Genomic DNA, 14,595 nt, shown 5'->3' on the forward strand with positions numbered 1-14,595 from the left:
TGGTTTCTCCTAGCGATCCTTGGTTCCCGTGTGCTCTCAGTCCCATTCCAGGCCGCCGCGCCGCCACACGTAGGCGTAGGCGACGAAGACGGCGAGGATGAACAGGATCATCTCGACGAGCGCGAAGAGGCCGAGCTGGTTGAAGGCGACGGCGAACGGATAGAGGAAGACCGCCTCGATGTCGAAGATGATGAAGAGCATTGCCGTCAGGTAGTACTTGATCGGCACGCGGCCGCCACCGGCCGGGTGCGGCGACGGCTGGATGCCGCACTCGTAGGCCTCGAGCTTGGCGCGGTTGTAGCGCTTCGGCCCGACGACGAGCGAGGTCCCGACGGACAACGCTGCGAATGCGAAGCCGAGCCCCAGCATGAACAGGATCGGGACGTACGGGTTCATCCTCGGTCACTTGCCTTTCGGTCCTGGCAACAGTGGCAACGGTGGCAACAGCGGCGACGCTGGCTGACGGTGCACGGCGCACCCATCCTATGGGGGTCTCCGACGATTGTGCTCCCGGTCACAAGGCCCACCGCCCACGCGACGTCACGGGCTCCCGGGAAGCGAGCCCAGCGGCATACGGCACAGTGGTGTTCATGCGTCTGGAGTGAGCTTCGACAGGGCGTTGATGAGGCGGTCGCTCGCACCTCTGCCGCCGGGCTCGGCCAGGTTGGCCATGGCCTTGAGCATGAACTTCATCAGCGTCGTGCGCGGCAGGCCGTACCGGGTGATGACCCGCATGACGTCTGGCTGGCCGATGATCGTGGCGAAGTGCCGGCCCAGCGTGTAGTAGCCGCCGAGGTCCTGCTTCATCCGCGTGTTGTACGACTGGAGGACGCGCTCCCGGCCCGCGGCGTCGGCTCGTGCGAACGCGTGCGCGACGACCTCGGCCGCCGTCCGGCCCGACTCCATCGCGTAGGCGATGCCCTCGCCGTTGAACGGGTTGACCATGCCGCCGGAGTCACCGACGAGCAGCAGGCCGTCGGCATAGTGCGGCTGCCGGTTGAAGCCCATCGGCAGCGCGGCTCCGCGGATCGGCTGCGTCATCGTGTCGTCGTTGTACGTCCACTCCTCCGGCATGGTCGCGACCCAGCGACGCATGACGTCCTTGTAGTCGACGTTGCCGAAGGCCTTGGAGGTGTTGAGGATGCCGAGGCCGACGTTGCTCGTGCCGTCGCCGACGCCGAAGATCCAGCCGTAGCCGGGCAGCAGGACGTCCTTGCCGGACGGGTCCTTGGCCCACAGCTCGAGCCAGGACTCGAGGTAGTCGTCGTCGCTGCGCGGGCTCGTGTAGTAGGTCCGCACGGCGACCCCCATCGGTCGGTCGTCGCGCTTCTCCCGACCCATGGCCAGCGACAGCCGGGAGGAGTTCCCGTCGGCGGCCACGACGAGGGGCGCCCGGTACTCCTGGGTCTCTCCCGTCGCGCGGCCCTTCTCGTCGACCGCCTTGGCCGTGACTCCGATGATGGAGCCACGAGCGTCGGTGATGGGTCCGGTGACGTTGGCGCCCTGGATGAGTCGGGCGCCGTTCTTCACCGCGTGCTGGGCGAGGATGTCGTCGAAGTCCATCCGGGTGCGGACCAGGCCGTAGGGCGGGAAGGCGGAGTTCTCCGGCCAGTCGAGCTGGAGGCGCATGCCCGCACCGATGATGCGCAGGCCCTTGTTGCGGATCCAGCCGTCCTCCTCGGGTGTCGGGATGCCGAGGTTGACCAGCTCGCGGACCGCGCGAGGCGTCAGGCCGTCGCCGCAGACCTTCTCCCGGGGGAAGTGCGTCTTCTCGAGGAGGAGCACGTCGAGGCCGGCCATCGCCAGGTAGGCGGCCGTCGCGGATCCACCCGGACCGGCTCCCACGACGATGACGTCTGCGGTGTCGACCCGACTGTCGACATTCGTAGTGCTCATGGCTCCCTGCAGGTTCCGAATGCTTGCGTGCGCTGCTTGTGAATCAGTTCACGAACTCCAGAGCACCCTACTCCCGGCGGCTCCAGCTTGTCAGTCGGGGCTCCCTTACCCAGCAGTCGAGCCCCACCGGCTCATCTCTTCACGGCTGTGTGGAGCGCGATGATCCCACCCGTCAGGTTCTTCCAACCGACGCTCGACCACCCGGCCTGCTCGATCCGGCGCGCGAGCTCGCCCTGGGGAGGCCAGTCCTGGATCGACTCGGCGAGGTAGACGTAGGACTCCGGGTTGCTCGCCGTGCGCCGGGCGATGCTCGGCAGCACCCGGAGCACGACATTGCCGTAGACCGTTCGCACGACGCGGTTGACAGGCTGGCTGAACTCGCAGACGACGAGCCGGCCACCGGGCTTCGCGACGCGGAGGAACTCGCGCAGGGCCGCCTCCGTGTCGGCCACGTTGCGCAGCCCATAGCTGATCGTCACGACATCGAAGCTCTCGTCGGCGAAGGGCAGGCGCATCGCGTCGGCAGCGGTGAAGGCCATGTCGGGGCGTCTGCGCCGTCCCACCCGCAGCATCCCCAGGCTGAAGTCGGCCGGCACGACCTCGATCTCACGATCGGCCCAGGGCTCGCTCGAGGTGCCGGTCCCCGCAGCGATGTCGAGGATGCGCTCACCGCGCTTGGCGTCGACGGCCTTGACGACGGCGCGCCGCCAGAGCCGGTCGATCCCCGCCGTCATGACGTCGTTGGTGACGTCGTACTTGTCGGCGACGGTGTCGAACATCGACGCGACGTCGACCGGCTGCTTGTCGAGCTGGGCACGAGTCATGCGCCCATCCTTCCACCCGGGGTTGGCATCGCACCGGTCGCCGCGGTCGTAGAGTTACCGGCGATGTCTTCGCTTCCCGCCCCCGAGAGTCTCGGGGAGTCCCCGTCGTCGGCTGCGCCGGCGCTGATCGTGCGCACCACTCGCCTCGACAGCGACGAGCCGCTGCTGGCCCACCTGCCCGCCGAGGCCGCGCAGGACGACGTCTTCTCGTGGGTGCGCCGCGGCGAGGGCCTCGTCGGCTGGGGCCGCGCGCTGGCCTGCTCCACGACCGGCGCCGGCCGCTTCCGCGACGCGGAGGCCTGGTGGCGTGCGGTGACCGCCCGCGCGGTGGTGCGCGACGAGGTCGACGTCCCCGGCACGGGCCTCGTCTGCTTCGGGTCCTTCCCCTTCGCGGATGACTCCGACGAGACCGCCCGGCTCGTCGTGCCGTCGACCATCGTCGGTCGCCGCGAGGGCCGGACCTGGGTGACGTCGGTGACGCTCGAGCCGCAGCTGGCCCGGCTCGGGGCTCCTCCGATCGCGACCCCACCGTCGCCGCCGTCAGGCGTGACGTTCGCCGACGGTGCCGTCTCGCCGAGCGACTACGCCCACGCGGTCGCCGAGGCGGTCGAGCGGATCAGCTCCGGCGCTCTCGACAAGGTGGTCCTGGCGCGAGACCTCATCGCGACGGCACGCGAGCCGATCGACCCTCGCTGGGTGCTGCGGCGGCTCGCGGAACGCTACGAGAACACGTGGGTCTTCGCCGTCTCCGGGCTGCTCGGCGCGACACCCGAGCTGCTCGTCCGCCGCGACCAGGGCCTCATCACCTCGCGGGTGCTCGCGGGCACGATCCGCCGGACCGGCGACGACGAGGCGGACCTTGCCCTTGCTGCGTCGCTGGCCCGCTCGTCGAAGGACCTGGAGGAGCACGAGTACGCCGTCCGCTCGGTCGCCGAGGCCCTCGCTCCGCACTGTTCGTCGATGAACGTGCCGGAGTCACCTTTCGTCCTCCACCTGCCCAACGTCATGCACCTTGCGACCGACGTGGCCGCCGTCGGCGCTGACGACGCGTCGTCGCTGACGCTGGCCGCATCGCTCCACCCGTCCGCCGCGGTCGGCGGCACTCCCACCAGCACGGCCGTCGCGCTCATTGCCGAGCTCGAGCACATGGACCGGGGGCGCTATGCCGGGCCGGTCGGGTGGATGGACACCCGGGGTGACGGCGCGTGGGGCATCGCGCTGCGCAGTGGGGCCATCCTCGCGGACGACCCGACGACGATCCGGCTCTACGCCGGGTGCGGCATCGTGGCCGGGTCCGACCCGGAGTCGGAGGTCGCGGAGTCGAACGCCAAGCTCGTCCCCATGCGTGACGCCCTCGCGAGCGACTGAGTGGCCGTATGCCGCTGAGCTCGCTCCCAGCCAACGGTGCCTTCGCGACGTCGCTGGCTCTCGTGCAGGCTCTCTGGGCCAAGGGGGTTCGCGACGTCGTCCTGGCTCCCGGGTCGCGCTCCGCTCCCCTTGCCCTGGTGCTCCACCGGGCCGACGCCGCAAGGGACCTGCGCCTCCACGTGCGGGTCGACGAGCGGTCGGCCGGCTTCCTCGCGCTCGGGCTGGCGACGGGGTCGCGGCGCCCGGTTGCGGTGGTGACGACCTCCGGAACGGCTGTCGGCAACCTGCTGCCCGCCGTCATGGAGGCGCACCACACCGGCGCTCAGGTCGTCGTCGTCTCGGCCGACCGTCCGGAGCGGCTCCGCGGCACGGGTGCGAACCAGACGACGTTCCAGGCGGGCCTCTTCGGCCGGTTCGCGCCGGTCGTGGACCTGGTGCCGGATGCGCCACTCGACTCGGTCGCGGCGGCTGCGCACGAGGCCTGCTGCCGCGTGGGTCCCAGCCAGATCAACGTCCAGCTCCATGGCGACCTGATGCCCCCGGACCCCGATCCGGCCACCTGGTGGACCGGCCCCGCTCCGCTCCCCGACCGCACCAATCCACCCGCGGCTGAAACAGCGCGGCCCATCGGCACGCACGACCGCACTAATCCACCCGCGGCTGAAACAGCGCGCCCGACCGAACTGGCCCTCGGGCCCCGCACCGTCGTCGTCGCCGGTGACGACGCGGGGCCGGCCGCACGCATCCTGGCCGAGGCCGCGAACTGGCCGCTGCTCGCGGAGCCCACGTCCGGGGCCCGCATCGGCAGGCAGGCCATCCGCACCTACCGCCTGCTGCTCGGCACCGGCCTGGGCGCCGAGATCGAGCGGGTCATCGTCATCGGCCACCCCACGCTGTCGCGTCCGGTCACGAGGCTCATCACCGACCCAGCCCTGGAGGTCATCTCGGTGCGCGACCGCACCGGCACCGCGACCGACCCCGGCCGCATCGCGACGATCGTCGACGAGGTGCCGACCCTGGCGCCGGCCCCCACCCAGTCGAGTGTGCAGTCCGCGCCGGGCTGGTTCGAGCGCTGGCGTGCCGCCGATGAGGCCCTCTCGGCGCGTATCGACGAGTCCGTCGCGGGCCGACCCGGCTCCCCGTTGGCTGTGGCTTCCGTGGTCGCCGAGGCGGTCACGGCGCACACGACTCTCGTCGTCGGATCGTCCAACGTCGTTCGCGACCTCGACGTCATGGCGACCCCGTGGCCACCGCACGAGCACCGGTTCGTCGTCGGCAACCGCGGCCTCGCCGGCATCGACGGCACCGTCTCGACCGCCATCGGCATCGCCCTCGGCCGGGCAGGCGCGTCACGCACCATCGCCTTCCTCGGGGACCTCACCCTCCTGCACGACACGAACGGCCTGCTCATCGGGCCGGACGAGCCATGCCCCGACGTCACCCTCGTCGTGCTCAACGACGACGGCGGGGCGATCTTCGCCGGTCTTGAACAGGGGGCACCCGCCTATGCTCCGGCCTTCGAGCGCGTCTTCGGCACCCCGCACCACACCGACCTTGCCGCGCTGTGCCGGGCCCACGGCATCGACCACGAGCGAATCACCCAGCCGGAGCACCTGGCGGCGGCCCTCGAGACCCAGCCCAGCGGCATACGGCTCATCGAGGTCCCGGTGTCACGAGGCGAGCGGCGTGCGGAAGCCGACCACCTGCGCGACCTCGCCCGATCCGTCTGGCTCAGAGGGGATCCGGGACCGGCCACTGCGTCGGAGCGCCGCCCCCGGTCTTGAGCGCTTCCGCGACGAGCTGGGCGTTGTCGTGGGCCTCCCGTCCGGTCGGCATGACGAGAGTGTCCTCGAGGCCGATCCGCACGTCGTAGCCGGACCGCTGCGCCCACCGCAGCACGGGCCAGGCCCACGCCTGCTCGCCGTGGACGAGGACCGTGGCCGGTGACATGCCCAACGCGGCCAGGATCCGCTCCGCGGCCCAGGCGCCGTCGCTCCCACGAGTATGCCCGGGGATGACCTCGACGAGGACGCGTTCGACCTGCCAGGGCCAGTTCGTCGAGACGAAGGCGGTCGCGGAGTGGGGCGTCCAGATCCCGGCTTCGACGCCAATTCCTCTGGCGCGCAGGATCCCCGCCAGTCGGACGGCACCGGGCTCATGCCAGTTGACATTCGCGCAGTCCGGACCGCCCTCCTCGGGGCCGGGCCAGGCCGACACCTGGGAGAGCTTCGTCCGCTCGTCCGTCGCGATGCCGTCCCGCGTCGAGACGCTGATGCCCACATCGGGGACGAGGGAACGGATCGCGTCCACCGTGTCGACGACGTGCTCGACGGCGAGCGACTCGAGCCCGTGCTCGTCACGGGGATGGACGTGCACCATGAACGCGCCGGCCTCGACGACGTCCCGGGTGGCCCGCGCCACGTCAGCGGGAGTGACGGGCAACCGGGGATGGGCCTTGGGATGCCGGTCGCCGTTGAGGCAGGCCTGGATCATCGCGGCACTCCGGCGTGATCGAGCAGCGCGTGGCAGCGGGCCATGCGCTCACGCCACCATTGCCGCCGCTCGGGGGCTGCGGCGAGGGCGGTGAGCGCCTCCGGCTCGGCCGTGACCCGTCTCGGTCGGAGCAGGCCGCCCTCGGGGCGCATCGGCTCCCCCGCGATGTCGCGAGCGAACAGTCCCACGGTGCCCAGGCCGCAGGCGTGCTCGAGCGCCGGGAGTGCGGCCGCGAGCGCGACGCCGGCGGAGATCCCGATGCTCGTGTCGAGCGCCGAGGAGACGACGGCGGGCAGCCCGCACTCTTCCACGATCTCCAACGCACGGACGATGCCGCCCAGCGGCGCCACCTTGACGACGACGAGGTCGGCGGCGCCCTTGCGGGCGACGAGAATCGGGTCCTCGGCCTTGCGGATCGACTCGTCCGCGGCAATGGGTATGTCGATCGCGTTGCGGGCCAAGGCGGTTCGTAGGTCGGCGAGCTCATCGACAGTGGCGCAGGGTTGCTCCGCGTATTCGATGCCGTATACCGCTGACCTCCTCAGTGCCTCCGTGGCCGTCTCGACGTCCCACGCTCCGTTGGCATCGATGCGGATCCGCGCGTTCGGGCCCATCGCGTCGCGGACCGCGGCCAGCCGGTTGAGGTCATCCCGGAGCGTCTGCCCCGGCTCGGCCACCTTGATCTTGGCCGTCGTGCAGCCCTCGAAGCGGGAGAGCACCTCGGGCACCCGCTCCGGCTGGACCGCTGGGACCGTGGCGTTGACCGGCACCGCGTCGCGCACGGGAGCCGGCCGGGCGGCATACGCCTCCTCGATTCCGGCTGCCAACCAGCGGGCGGCCTCCTCGTCGCCGTACTCGGGAAAGGGGGCGAACTCGCCCCAACCAGCGGGGCCCTCGAAGACCACCGCCTCGCGGACGTCGACCCCGCGGAATCGCACGCGCATCGGAATCGCGATGACATGGGCCCGCTCGAGCAGGGCGGCCAGTGGCGGCAGGTCGGTCACGGGAACATCATGACCGAGGCGAGGTTCGGTTGCGGCGCCGCGTCATTGGCCGACGAGATCGGTGAGGAGGGCCATCTCCCGCATGAGCAGGGCGGCCGAGCGCACGAGCGGCACTGCCGCCATGGCACCGGACCCCTCCCCCAGCCGAAGGCCGAGGTCGAGGAGCGGCTCCAGGCCGAGCGCGTCGAGTGCGTGCGACTGGGCGGGCTCGGTGGAGCGGTGCCCGGCGAGGAACCAGGCCTGGGCGCCGGGCGCAAGCTCCGCGGCGACCAGCGCCTCGGCGCAGGCGATGACGCCGTCCAGGAGCACGGGCACGCCACGTCGGGCCGCCTGGGCGAGGAAACCCGCGCCGACGGCGAGGTCTGCGGAGCCGAGGGCGGCGAGGCGCTGCACCGGATCGTCGACACGCCCGTGTTCGTCGCAGGCGCGGGTGAGAGCGCGGGTCAGCACGTCAAGCTTGCGGGCGTGGGTCGGTTCGTCGATGCCAGTGCCCCGGCCGATGACCGCACTGGGGCTGAGGCCCAGCGTTGCGGCGACGATGGCGGACGACGGTGTGGTGTTGCCGATGCCCATGTCGCCGAGGACGAGAAGCTGTGCACCGGCGTCGACCTCGGCGTCGGCGATCTCGGCACCGACGGTGATGGCCCGTTCCGCCAGCTCGCGGCTGATCGCGTCGCTGACCTCGATCGGGCGGGATGAGCGGGTCAGCTTGTGTGCGGTGACGTCGGCCGGCGCGCTGCTGAGGTCGGCATCGACTGCGATGTCGAGGACCCGCACGCTCGCGCCGTGCTGCCGGGCGAGGACGCTCACACCGGCCACTCCCGCGACGAAGGCGTGCACCATCGCGGCGGTGACCTCGCTCGGGTAGGCGGAGACACCGGAGGCCGCGACCCCGTGGTCGCCTGCGAGCACCACGGCGCGGACGCGTTCGATCGGCGCCGGTGGGCAGCTGCCCTGGCAGGCCGCCAGCCAGGCGCCGACCTCCTCCAGACGGCCGAGTGCACCGAGGGGCTTGGCGAGGCCGTCGAGTCGCTGGAGCGCGGCTTGGTGGACGTCCGCATCGGGCTGCGTGACGATGGACGTCTCGATGGTCATCGGGCCTCCGGGGGGATTCACGGTCAGTGCGTCGCTCCTCATCTTCGCTCACGGACGCGACGGCTCGGGAACGGGCCGTCCACACCCTCCCGGTGCCGGCACCGTCATCCACAGCTCCGCCCCTGCCGATGCCGTTGGCTCCTGCTCGGGCGGAGAGTCGTGGCACTGACAGGTTGAGAGGACGGAGGCACTGTGATGGGCGGCTCGAGCTGGGCGGACGATCCGTGGGTGGGCGAGCGGTACGCGGAGTTCGCGTTGCAGCCGGATCACTGGTCGACCGGCTATCGGTCACCTCGCGAGCGCACCGTCTCCTACGTGGTTCTCGTCGACGGACGGGTCGTCGACACGTGGGACGAGCCGCTGACGGAGTCGCCGTGGCTGGGCGACCCGAGGGTCGACAAGGTGGAGCGGTTGTGGCGCCGCGAGCCGCCGCCCACGAGGGAGGTCGCACCGTGGCGGGCCACGGTGGACTGGCTCGAGCACCTGGTCGGCGGCCCGGAGGCGCTCGACCAGCTGACGGCCGAGCCGCTGCCCGACGAGGAGCTCGCACTCCCGGCGGACGCGGTCCGGGACGGGGACCTGGCGGCCCGATTCCGGCGCACAGGCGACGTGCTCGATGTGTTGGCGGGCGCCTACTTCGATCCCGAGCTGCGCACGGCCTTCCGACGTGCGCTGGCGGCGGTCGGCATGGAGCTGCTCGGCGGCCAGGTGCCGGAGGATCCCGTCCAGGTCGCTGCCGGCGTGTGCTGGGCAGTGGGCCGAGCCAACGGGGCGCTGGCCCCGGCGGGCCGGGTGACACAGAAGGCGCTGTGTGCACAGCTCGGGCTCGCGACGTTTCCGGCCGCGAAGGGACGGAACGTCGCGCGCCTGCTCGGCACGCCGCAGCCGCCCTGGGTGTCGCGGCCACGGACGCTCCCGGACCTCGAGCCGCTCTCCCGCACAGACCTGCTCACGTCGCGGACCCGCCGGGAGACGATCGCGCTCCGTGACGCAACGATCGCGGCGGAGGCGCGAGCAACCACACGCGGTCAGGCACAGATGCCCGAGGAGCTCATCGACGAGGCCGACGTGCCGTGACCTCGTCAGAGCCCGAGGCGCACGTCGCGCGGGTTCTGCACGGCGCACGCAATCCGGTCGATGACGTGCTCGCGCATCGGCGGTAGCTCGTCGAGGCGGAACCACGCCGCCGCGGTCGCCTCGTCGTCCCCGGGGATTGGGTCGCCCGACATCCAGCGGCAGCGAAAGGTGTGGTTGAGGTACTGCGCCACGTCACCGTTGACATGGGTGATGGGAAATTCGGCTGACACCCAGACGAGGCGCTCGACCGCGATGACGACGGACGCCTCCTCAAGGGCCTCCCGCTCGGCCGTGACATGTGGGTCCTCCCCGGGATCGACGATCCCCGTGATCGGCGTCCACTCACCGTTGTCGGCGCGTTGGATGAGCAGCACCTCCTCGCCCGAGCCATCGGGGGCCGGTCGCAGGACGACCGCCGTGACCCCGGGCATCCACAACAGCTCCCGTCCCACCATGGTCCGAAGGTGTGCGACGTAGGGCGGGATGGGCATGGGGTGACCTTAGACCGACCGTTAGGGTCGGATGTCGTGAGCACTGAGACGACAGACGGCCCAGCGGACGAAGGAGCGGGCGCGACCGGCCGGGTCGCCGCACAGGTGTCGGAGATCTTCGACCCGAGGGAGTGGGACGTCGTCCCGGGCTTCGACTTCACCGACATCACCTACCACCGCCGCAAGGCCCGGGAGGGTCGCCCGCACGCCGAGTCCGGCGTGGTCCGCGTCGCCTTCAACCGGCCCGAGGTGCTCAATGCCTTCCGGCCGCACACGGTGGACGAGCTCTACCGGGCCCTCGACGACGCGCGGATGACGCCCGACGTGGGGGTTGTCCTCCTCACCGGCAACGGTCCGTCCCCGAAGGGCGGCAAGTGGGCGTTCTGCTCCGGCGGCGACCAGCGGATCCGCGGCCGCTCCGGCTACCAGTACGCCGCAGGCGAGACGGCCGACACGGTCGACGAGGCCCGGGCCAAGGCTCACGGCGGCCGCCTGCACATCCTCGAGGTCCAGCGCCTCATCCGCACCATGCCCAAGATCGTCATCGCCGTGGTCAACGGCTGGGCGGCCGGCGGCGGACACTCACTCCATGTCGTCTGCGACCTGACCATTGCCTCCCGCGAACACGCTCGCTTCAAGCAGACCGACGCCGACGTCGGCTCCTTCGACGGCGGCTACGGGTCGGCGTACCTCGCCAAGTCGGTCGGCCAGAAGTTCGCCCGCGAGATCTTCCACCTCGGCCGCACCTACACCGCCGAGGACATGCACCGGATGGGCGCGGTGAACATCGTTGCCGACCATGCCGACCTCGAGCGGGAGGCCCTTCAGGCCGCGACCGAGATCATGGGCAAGTCGCCACAGGCCCAGCGGATGCTCAAGTTCGCCTTCAACCTGACCGACGACGGCCTCATGGGCCAGCAGGTCTTCGCAGGCGAGGCCACGCGCCTGGCATACATGACCGACGAAGCCATCGAGGGCCGGGACCAGTTCCTCGAGAAGCGCGACCCGGACTGGTCACCCTTCCCCTGGTACTTCTGACCCGGCTCCGGGCACCTCACGGCGGCTAGTAACCACCGACAATCCAGCCAAGGCGGGGTTGTCGGCGTCATCTCGACCGAGAACGCACCGACAGGTGGGCCCGGGCTGGATTGTCGGAGGGAGCCGGATCGACCCCGACTCCCTCCGCTTGTGGGGCGTCCGCTTTGCGCGGCAGGTGACGCCCGGCCACCCCCTCGGGGCAAGATGGCGGAGTGAGCGCGAGCGACGAGGTGAAGCGGGACCACGAGGTCCGGCATGCCCCCGAGGCGAGCGATGTGCCCGAGGGTGGCCACCCGGCTGACTACCGGACGCCGGGACGCGCCCAGGCGGTCAACGCCACCAAGGCCGTCGGCCGGGGCATCGGCAAGGCGACCGTCGCCGGCGCCAAGGCGACGGCAGCGACGTCCCGGTTCGCCGCCGCCAAGTTCCGTGGGTTCACGCACGCTGGAGGCGCCGGCGAGACCGGCCTCGCCCGGATGACCGAGCTCCACGCCAGCCACACCGCCGGCGATGCCGCGATGATGCTGGCGCTCGCCGGGATCTTCTTCGTCAACCCGCAGGCGGCCGAGGCCCGCAGCCAGGTGGCCGGGTTCCTCCTCCTGACGATGATCCCGTTCACGCTCGTCGCGCCGTTCGTCGGGCCGCTCCTCGACCGGTTCAGCCACGGGCGGCGCTGGGCGATCGGGACGACGATGGCGACCCGGGCCTTCCTCTGCTGGGTCCTCGCGGAGGCTGTGTACAACAAGAGCGACTGGCTCTTCCCCGCCGCGCTCGGGGTGCTCATCGCCTCCAAGGCGTACAACATCGCTCGCGCTGCGGCCGTCCCGCGACTGCTCCCAGCAGGCACGAGCCTGGTCAAGGCCAACTCGAGGATCTCGATCGCCGGGATCATCGGCGCCCTCGTTGGCGGAGCGCTCGCCGCGGCGGCCCTGAAGGTCGGCGCGCCGTGGGCCCTTCGGGTCGCCTTCGTGCTCTTCGTCATCGGCACCATCCAGGCGATCCGGCTCCCGCCCGACGTGGACAGCAACGCCGGCGAGGTCTCGCTCAGTGACACGCAACCGGTGGGCGAGGCCACGTCGAAGCGGGAGCGAGCCCAGCGGCATACGGCAGTCAATGCGGCACAGGAAGGGGCAGCGCTCGAGGTCGACTCAGCCGGCATCTTTGGGCGCTACCTACGAAGCCTGCACGCCATCCCGTGGCCCGTCCGGCACGCCATGTGGTCGACGGGGGGCACCCGACTGCTCACCGGGTTCCTCATCATGTACGTGGCGTTCCTTGCCAAGGAGCATCCGATCAGCGGGATGAGCGGCGGGCTCGCGCTCGGGATCACCGCGGCGACGATCGGCGTCGGCAACGCGCTCGGCAGCCTGCTGGGCAACAACCTGCGCGACCGGCACCCGGAACGCGTCGCGATGCTCTCCGTGCTGCTCGCCACGGTCGCGTGCATCGCGACGGCGCTCTGGTACGGCGCCTGGACCCTCGGGTTGCTCGGGCTGGTGCAGGGGCTGACGGCTCAGCTGGCGAAGCTGTGCTTCGACGCGCTCGTGCAGCGCGAGGTGCCGGAGAACGTCCGCGCGTCGGTGTTCGGCTGGTCCGAGACCATGCTGCAGATGCTCTGGGTGCTGGGGGGCACGCTCGGCATCATCCTGCCGCTCAACCCACAGGTCGGCTTCTCCGTGTGCGCGGTGATGCTCCTCTGGACGGTGGTCATGGCGGCCCGCCAGCGCAGGATCGGCGCAGGGGCGGCCGGTCGACCGGCTCCGGCACGCGGGCGAGCCGGGCGTCGTGGGTGACCAACGGCCGGGCTGTGGATAACTGCCCGGGTCCGATGCAGCAGTTGTCTAGGTTCGGGCGTCGTGACCTATGCGATCGACACGGACGGCACCCAGGCGCTCGGCTCCACCCTGCGAACAAGCGGAAGTGAACTGCGCGACTGCGCAACAATCTTCGCGTATGCCGCTGGGCTCGCTCGTCGGGGCATCGCGGCGGACCACGTGTGGCTGGCCCAGTCATTGCACGAGTTCACGACGACGCACCTGGCGGTCATCGAGGCCGTCGCCGCGGCCTACGCCGCCCTTGGTCGTGATCTGACCTGGGCAGCCCAGTCGGCGCACGACGTGGAGGTCGCGGTCGCTGCCGAGCTCGGCGCTGCCGGGGCTCAGCCGCCCCGGGACTCGCACGGGGCGCCGGTCTGATGGCGTGGGAGGCCGGGCGCGGCGGGTCACGAGGTGAGCTGGCCGTGCCGGAGGGCGATCCGGCGGCGCTTCGCGGTGCGGCGGCCCGCTTTCGCCGGGTCGCGAACCGCGCCCTCGCCACCCCGAGCGTCTCCGGGGGCGCCGCGCCCGAGCTGTCGCTCCACTGGCAAGGGGCCGCCGCTGTGGCGGCCGGAGTGGAGCTCAGCCAGCTGTCGGCTCGGGCGCAGCGGCTGCTGCCGGGGCTCGATGCGGCGAGTCTGGCGCTGACGACCTATGCGGACGCCCTCGAGCACGCGCAGGGCCGGGTCCGCGCCCTGCGGGCCAACGCGGCGAGGGCACGCGACGAGCACGCCCGCTCGCTCGCCGCCTCGCGTCGGGGCGGAACCGACCCCGTGATCGCGGTCCAGCTCGGCGAGCGGGCCGACCGCGAGCTCGATCAGACGATGAGAGCGATCCATCGTGCCTACGGCGCCTGCGTGGACGACCTCACTGAGTCTGGCGCCCGTTGTGCGCGCACTCTCGCGCGGATGAGCGGCGCCGCCGGAGGGGGTCGTGGCGGCACGGCCGTTCGCGCTGACGTGCTCGCCGGGCTGCACCTGGCGCAGCAGCAGATCCAGGCGGCCTCGAGCCCACCGGTCGGCCAGGTCGTCGCGCAGGCCGGGACGGACACGTGGTGGGAGAGCGCGCTCGAGACCGCCGGGGACACCGCCGCGTGGACCTACAACCACACCGCTGTCCCCGTGGTGAACGGTGCGGCCAACGTGCTCGAAGCCGCCGCCGAGCATCCCGAGGACCTCCTCGAGATGGCCATTGGTGCCGGAATGATCGTCGTCGGAGCCGGAGGCGAGGTCGCCGGAGTCGCGCTGGACGCCACGGGCGTGGGAGCGGTCGCCGGGGTTCCGATCAATGTCGCCGCAGCCGGGCTGGTCGCTGCCGGCGCCGGGGCAGTCGCTCACGGCGGCAGCCGCCTCGCAGACCACGCCGCCCAGAAGGACAACCGCCTCCTCCAAGAGGTCGACGGCCCTTCTGTCGCAGGCAATCGCGCCAATGCAGGCGACCCACTGCCAGACTCAGCGCGTCCCAACGTCGCGGGAGGGGATTGGAAAGGCCGCGT

Annotated in this window: 14 protein-coding genes; 7 read left to right on the forward strand and 7 right to left on the reverse strand. The window is 71.4% G+C overall.

Annotation, left to right across the window (positions count from 1 at the left end):
- Nucleotides 1–36 precede the first annotated feature (36 nt).
- From ABF401_RS02590 to ABF401_RS02600, 3 genes are all read right to left on the reverse strand, one after another.
- Nucleotides 37–396 carry an NADH-quinone oxidoreductase subunit A gene (locus tag ABF401_RS02590; protein ID WP_353507969.1) on the reverse strand — a complete coding sequence of 120 codons (360 nt, stop codon included), beginning with the start codon at nt 394–396 and terminating at the stop codon, nt 37–39.
- A 192-nt stretch (nt 397–588) separates the two neighbouring features.
- On the reverse strand, nt 589–1,896 hold the full coding sequence (locus ABF401_RS02595) for a geranylgeranyl reductase family protein (protein ID WP_353507970.1): 1,308 nt from the start codon (nt 1,894–1,896) through the stop codon (nt 589–591).
- Nucleotides 1,897–2,027: 131 nt separating this feature from the next.
- Complete coding sequence (locus ABF401_RS02600) at nt 2,028–2,720, reverse strand: demethylmenaquinone methyltransferase (protein ID WP_353507971.1); 693 nt, start codon at nt 2,718–2,720, stop codon at nt 2,028–2,030.
- A gap of 63 nt (nt 2,721–2,783) precedes the next feature.
- Between ABF401_RS02600 and ABF401_RS02605 the strand changes: the two genes are divergently transcribed.
- Nucleotides 2,784–4,088, forward strand: a complete 1,305-nt coding sequence (locus ABF401_RS02605; RefSeq protein ID WP_353507972.1) for an isochorismate synthase — start codon at nt 2,784–2,786, stop codon at nt 4,086–4,088.
- Nucleotides 4,089–4,096: 8 nt separating this feature from the next.
- Nucleotides 4,097–5,872 (forward strand): 2-succinyl-5-enolpyruvyl-6-hydroxy-3-cyclohexene-1-carboxylic-acid synthase, encoded by a 1,776-nt coding sequence (gene menD, locus ABF401_RS02610; RefSeq protein ID WP_353507973.1) that lies wholly within the window; start codon nt 4,097–4,099, stop codon nt 5,870–5,872.
- On the opposite strand, the gene ABF401_RS02615 is transcribed toward menD, so the two are convergent.
- The 3 genes from ABF401_RS02615 to cobT are packed head-to-tail and all read right to left on the reverse strand — an operon-like array spanning nt 5,820 to nt 8,680.
- Complete coding sequence (locus tag ABF401_RS02615) at nt 5,820–6,581, reverse strand: 3-keto-5-aminohexanoate cleavage protein (protein ID WP_353507974.1); 762 nt, start codon at nt 6,579–6,581, stop codon at nt 5,820–5,822. The genes menD and ABF401_RS02615 overlap by 53 nt on opposite strands.
- Nucleotides 6,578–7,585 carry an o-succinylbenzoate synthase gene (locus tag ABF401_RS02620; RefSeq protein WP_353507975.1) on the reverse strand — a complete coding sequence of 336 codons (1,008 nt, stop codon included), beginning with the start codon at nt 7,583–7,585 and terminating at the stop codon, nt 6,578–6,580. The genes ABF401_RS02615 and ABF401_RS02620 overlap by 4 nt, the downstream gene beginning before the upstream one ends.
- Nucleotides 7,586–7,627: 42 nt before the next feature.
- Nucleotides 7,628–8,680, reverse strand: a complete 1,053-nt coding sequence (cobT, locus tag ABF401_RS02625; protein ID WP_353507976.1) for a nicotinate-nucleotide--dimethylbenzimidazole phosphoribosyltransferase — start codon at nt 8,678–8,680, stop codon at nt 7,628–7,630.
- Nucleotides 8,681–8,875: 195 nt separating this feature from the next.
- Between cobT and ABF401_RS02630 the strand changes: the two genes are divergently transcribed.
- Nucleotides 8,876–9,757, forward strand: a complete 882-nt coding sequence (locus ABF401_RS02630; RefSeq protein ID WP_353507977.1) for a hypothetical protein — start codon at nt 8,876–8,878, stop codon at nt 9,755–9,757.
- 5 nt (nt 9,758–9,762) lie between these two features.
- On the opposite strand, the gene ABF401_RS02635 is transcribed toward ABF401_RS02630, so the two are convergent.
- Nucleotides 9,763–10,248 (reverse strand): NUDIX hydrolase, encoded by a 486-nt coding sequence (locus ABF401_RS02635; RefSeq protein WP_353507978.1) that lies wholly within the window; start codon nt 10,246–10,248, stop codon nt 9,763–9,765.
- A gap of 105 nt (nt 10,249–10,353) precedes the next feature.
- Here ABF401_RS02635 and ABF401_RS02640 point away from each other — a divergent pair, with 105 nt between their 5' ends.
- The 4 genes from ABF401_RS02640 to ABF401_RS02655 all read left to right on the forward strand — a co-directional run.
- Complete coding sequence (locus ABF401_RS02640) at nt 10,354–11,286, forward strand: 1,4-dihydroxy-2-naphthoyl-CoA synthase (protein ID WP_353507984.1); 933 nt, start codon at nt 10,354–10,356, stop codon at nt 11,284–11,286.
- Nucleotides 11,287–11,498: 212 nt separating this feature from the next.
- Nucleotides 11,499–13,079, forward strand: a complete 1,581-nt coding sequence (locus tag ABF401_RS02645; RefSeq protein ID WP_353507979.1) for an MFS transporter — start codon at nt 11,499–11,501, stop codon at nt 13,077–13,079.
- 63 nt (nt 13,080–13,142) lie between these two features.
- Nucleotides 13,143–13,481, forward strand: coding sequence for a hypothetical protein (locus ABF401_RS02650; protein WP_353507980.1), 339 nt, complete (start codon nt 13,143–13,145; stop codon nt 13,479–13,481).
- 44 nt (nt 13,482–13,525) lie between these two features.
- On the forward strand, nt 13,526–14,595 hold a 1,070-nt coding region (locus ABF401_RS02655; protein ID WP_353507981.1), incomplete at its 3' end, for a hypothetical protein.

The sequence above is a fragment of the Intrasporangium sp. genome, assembly GCF_040414665.1.
In the GTDB taxonomy this organism is placed as follows: Bacteria; Actinomycetota; Actinomycetes; order Actinomycetales; family Dermatophilaceae; genus Intrasporangium.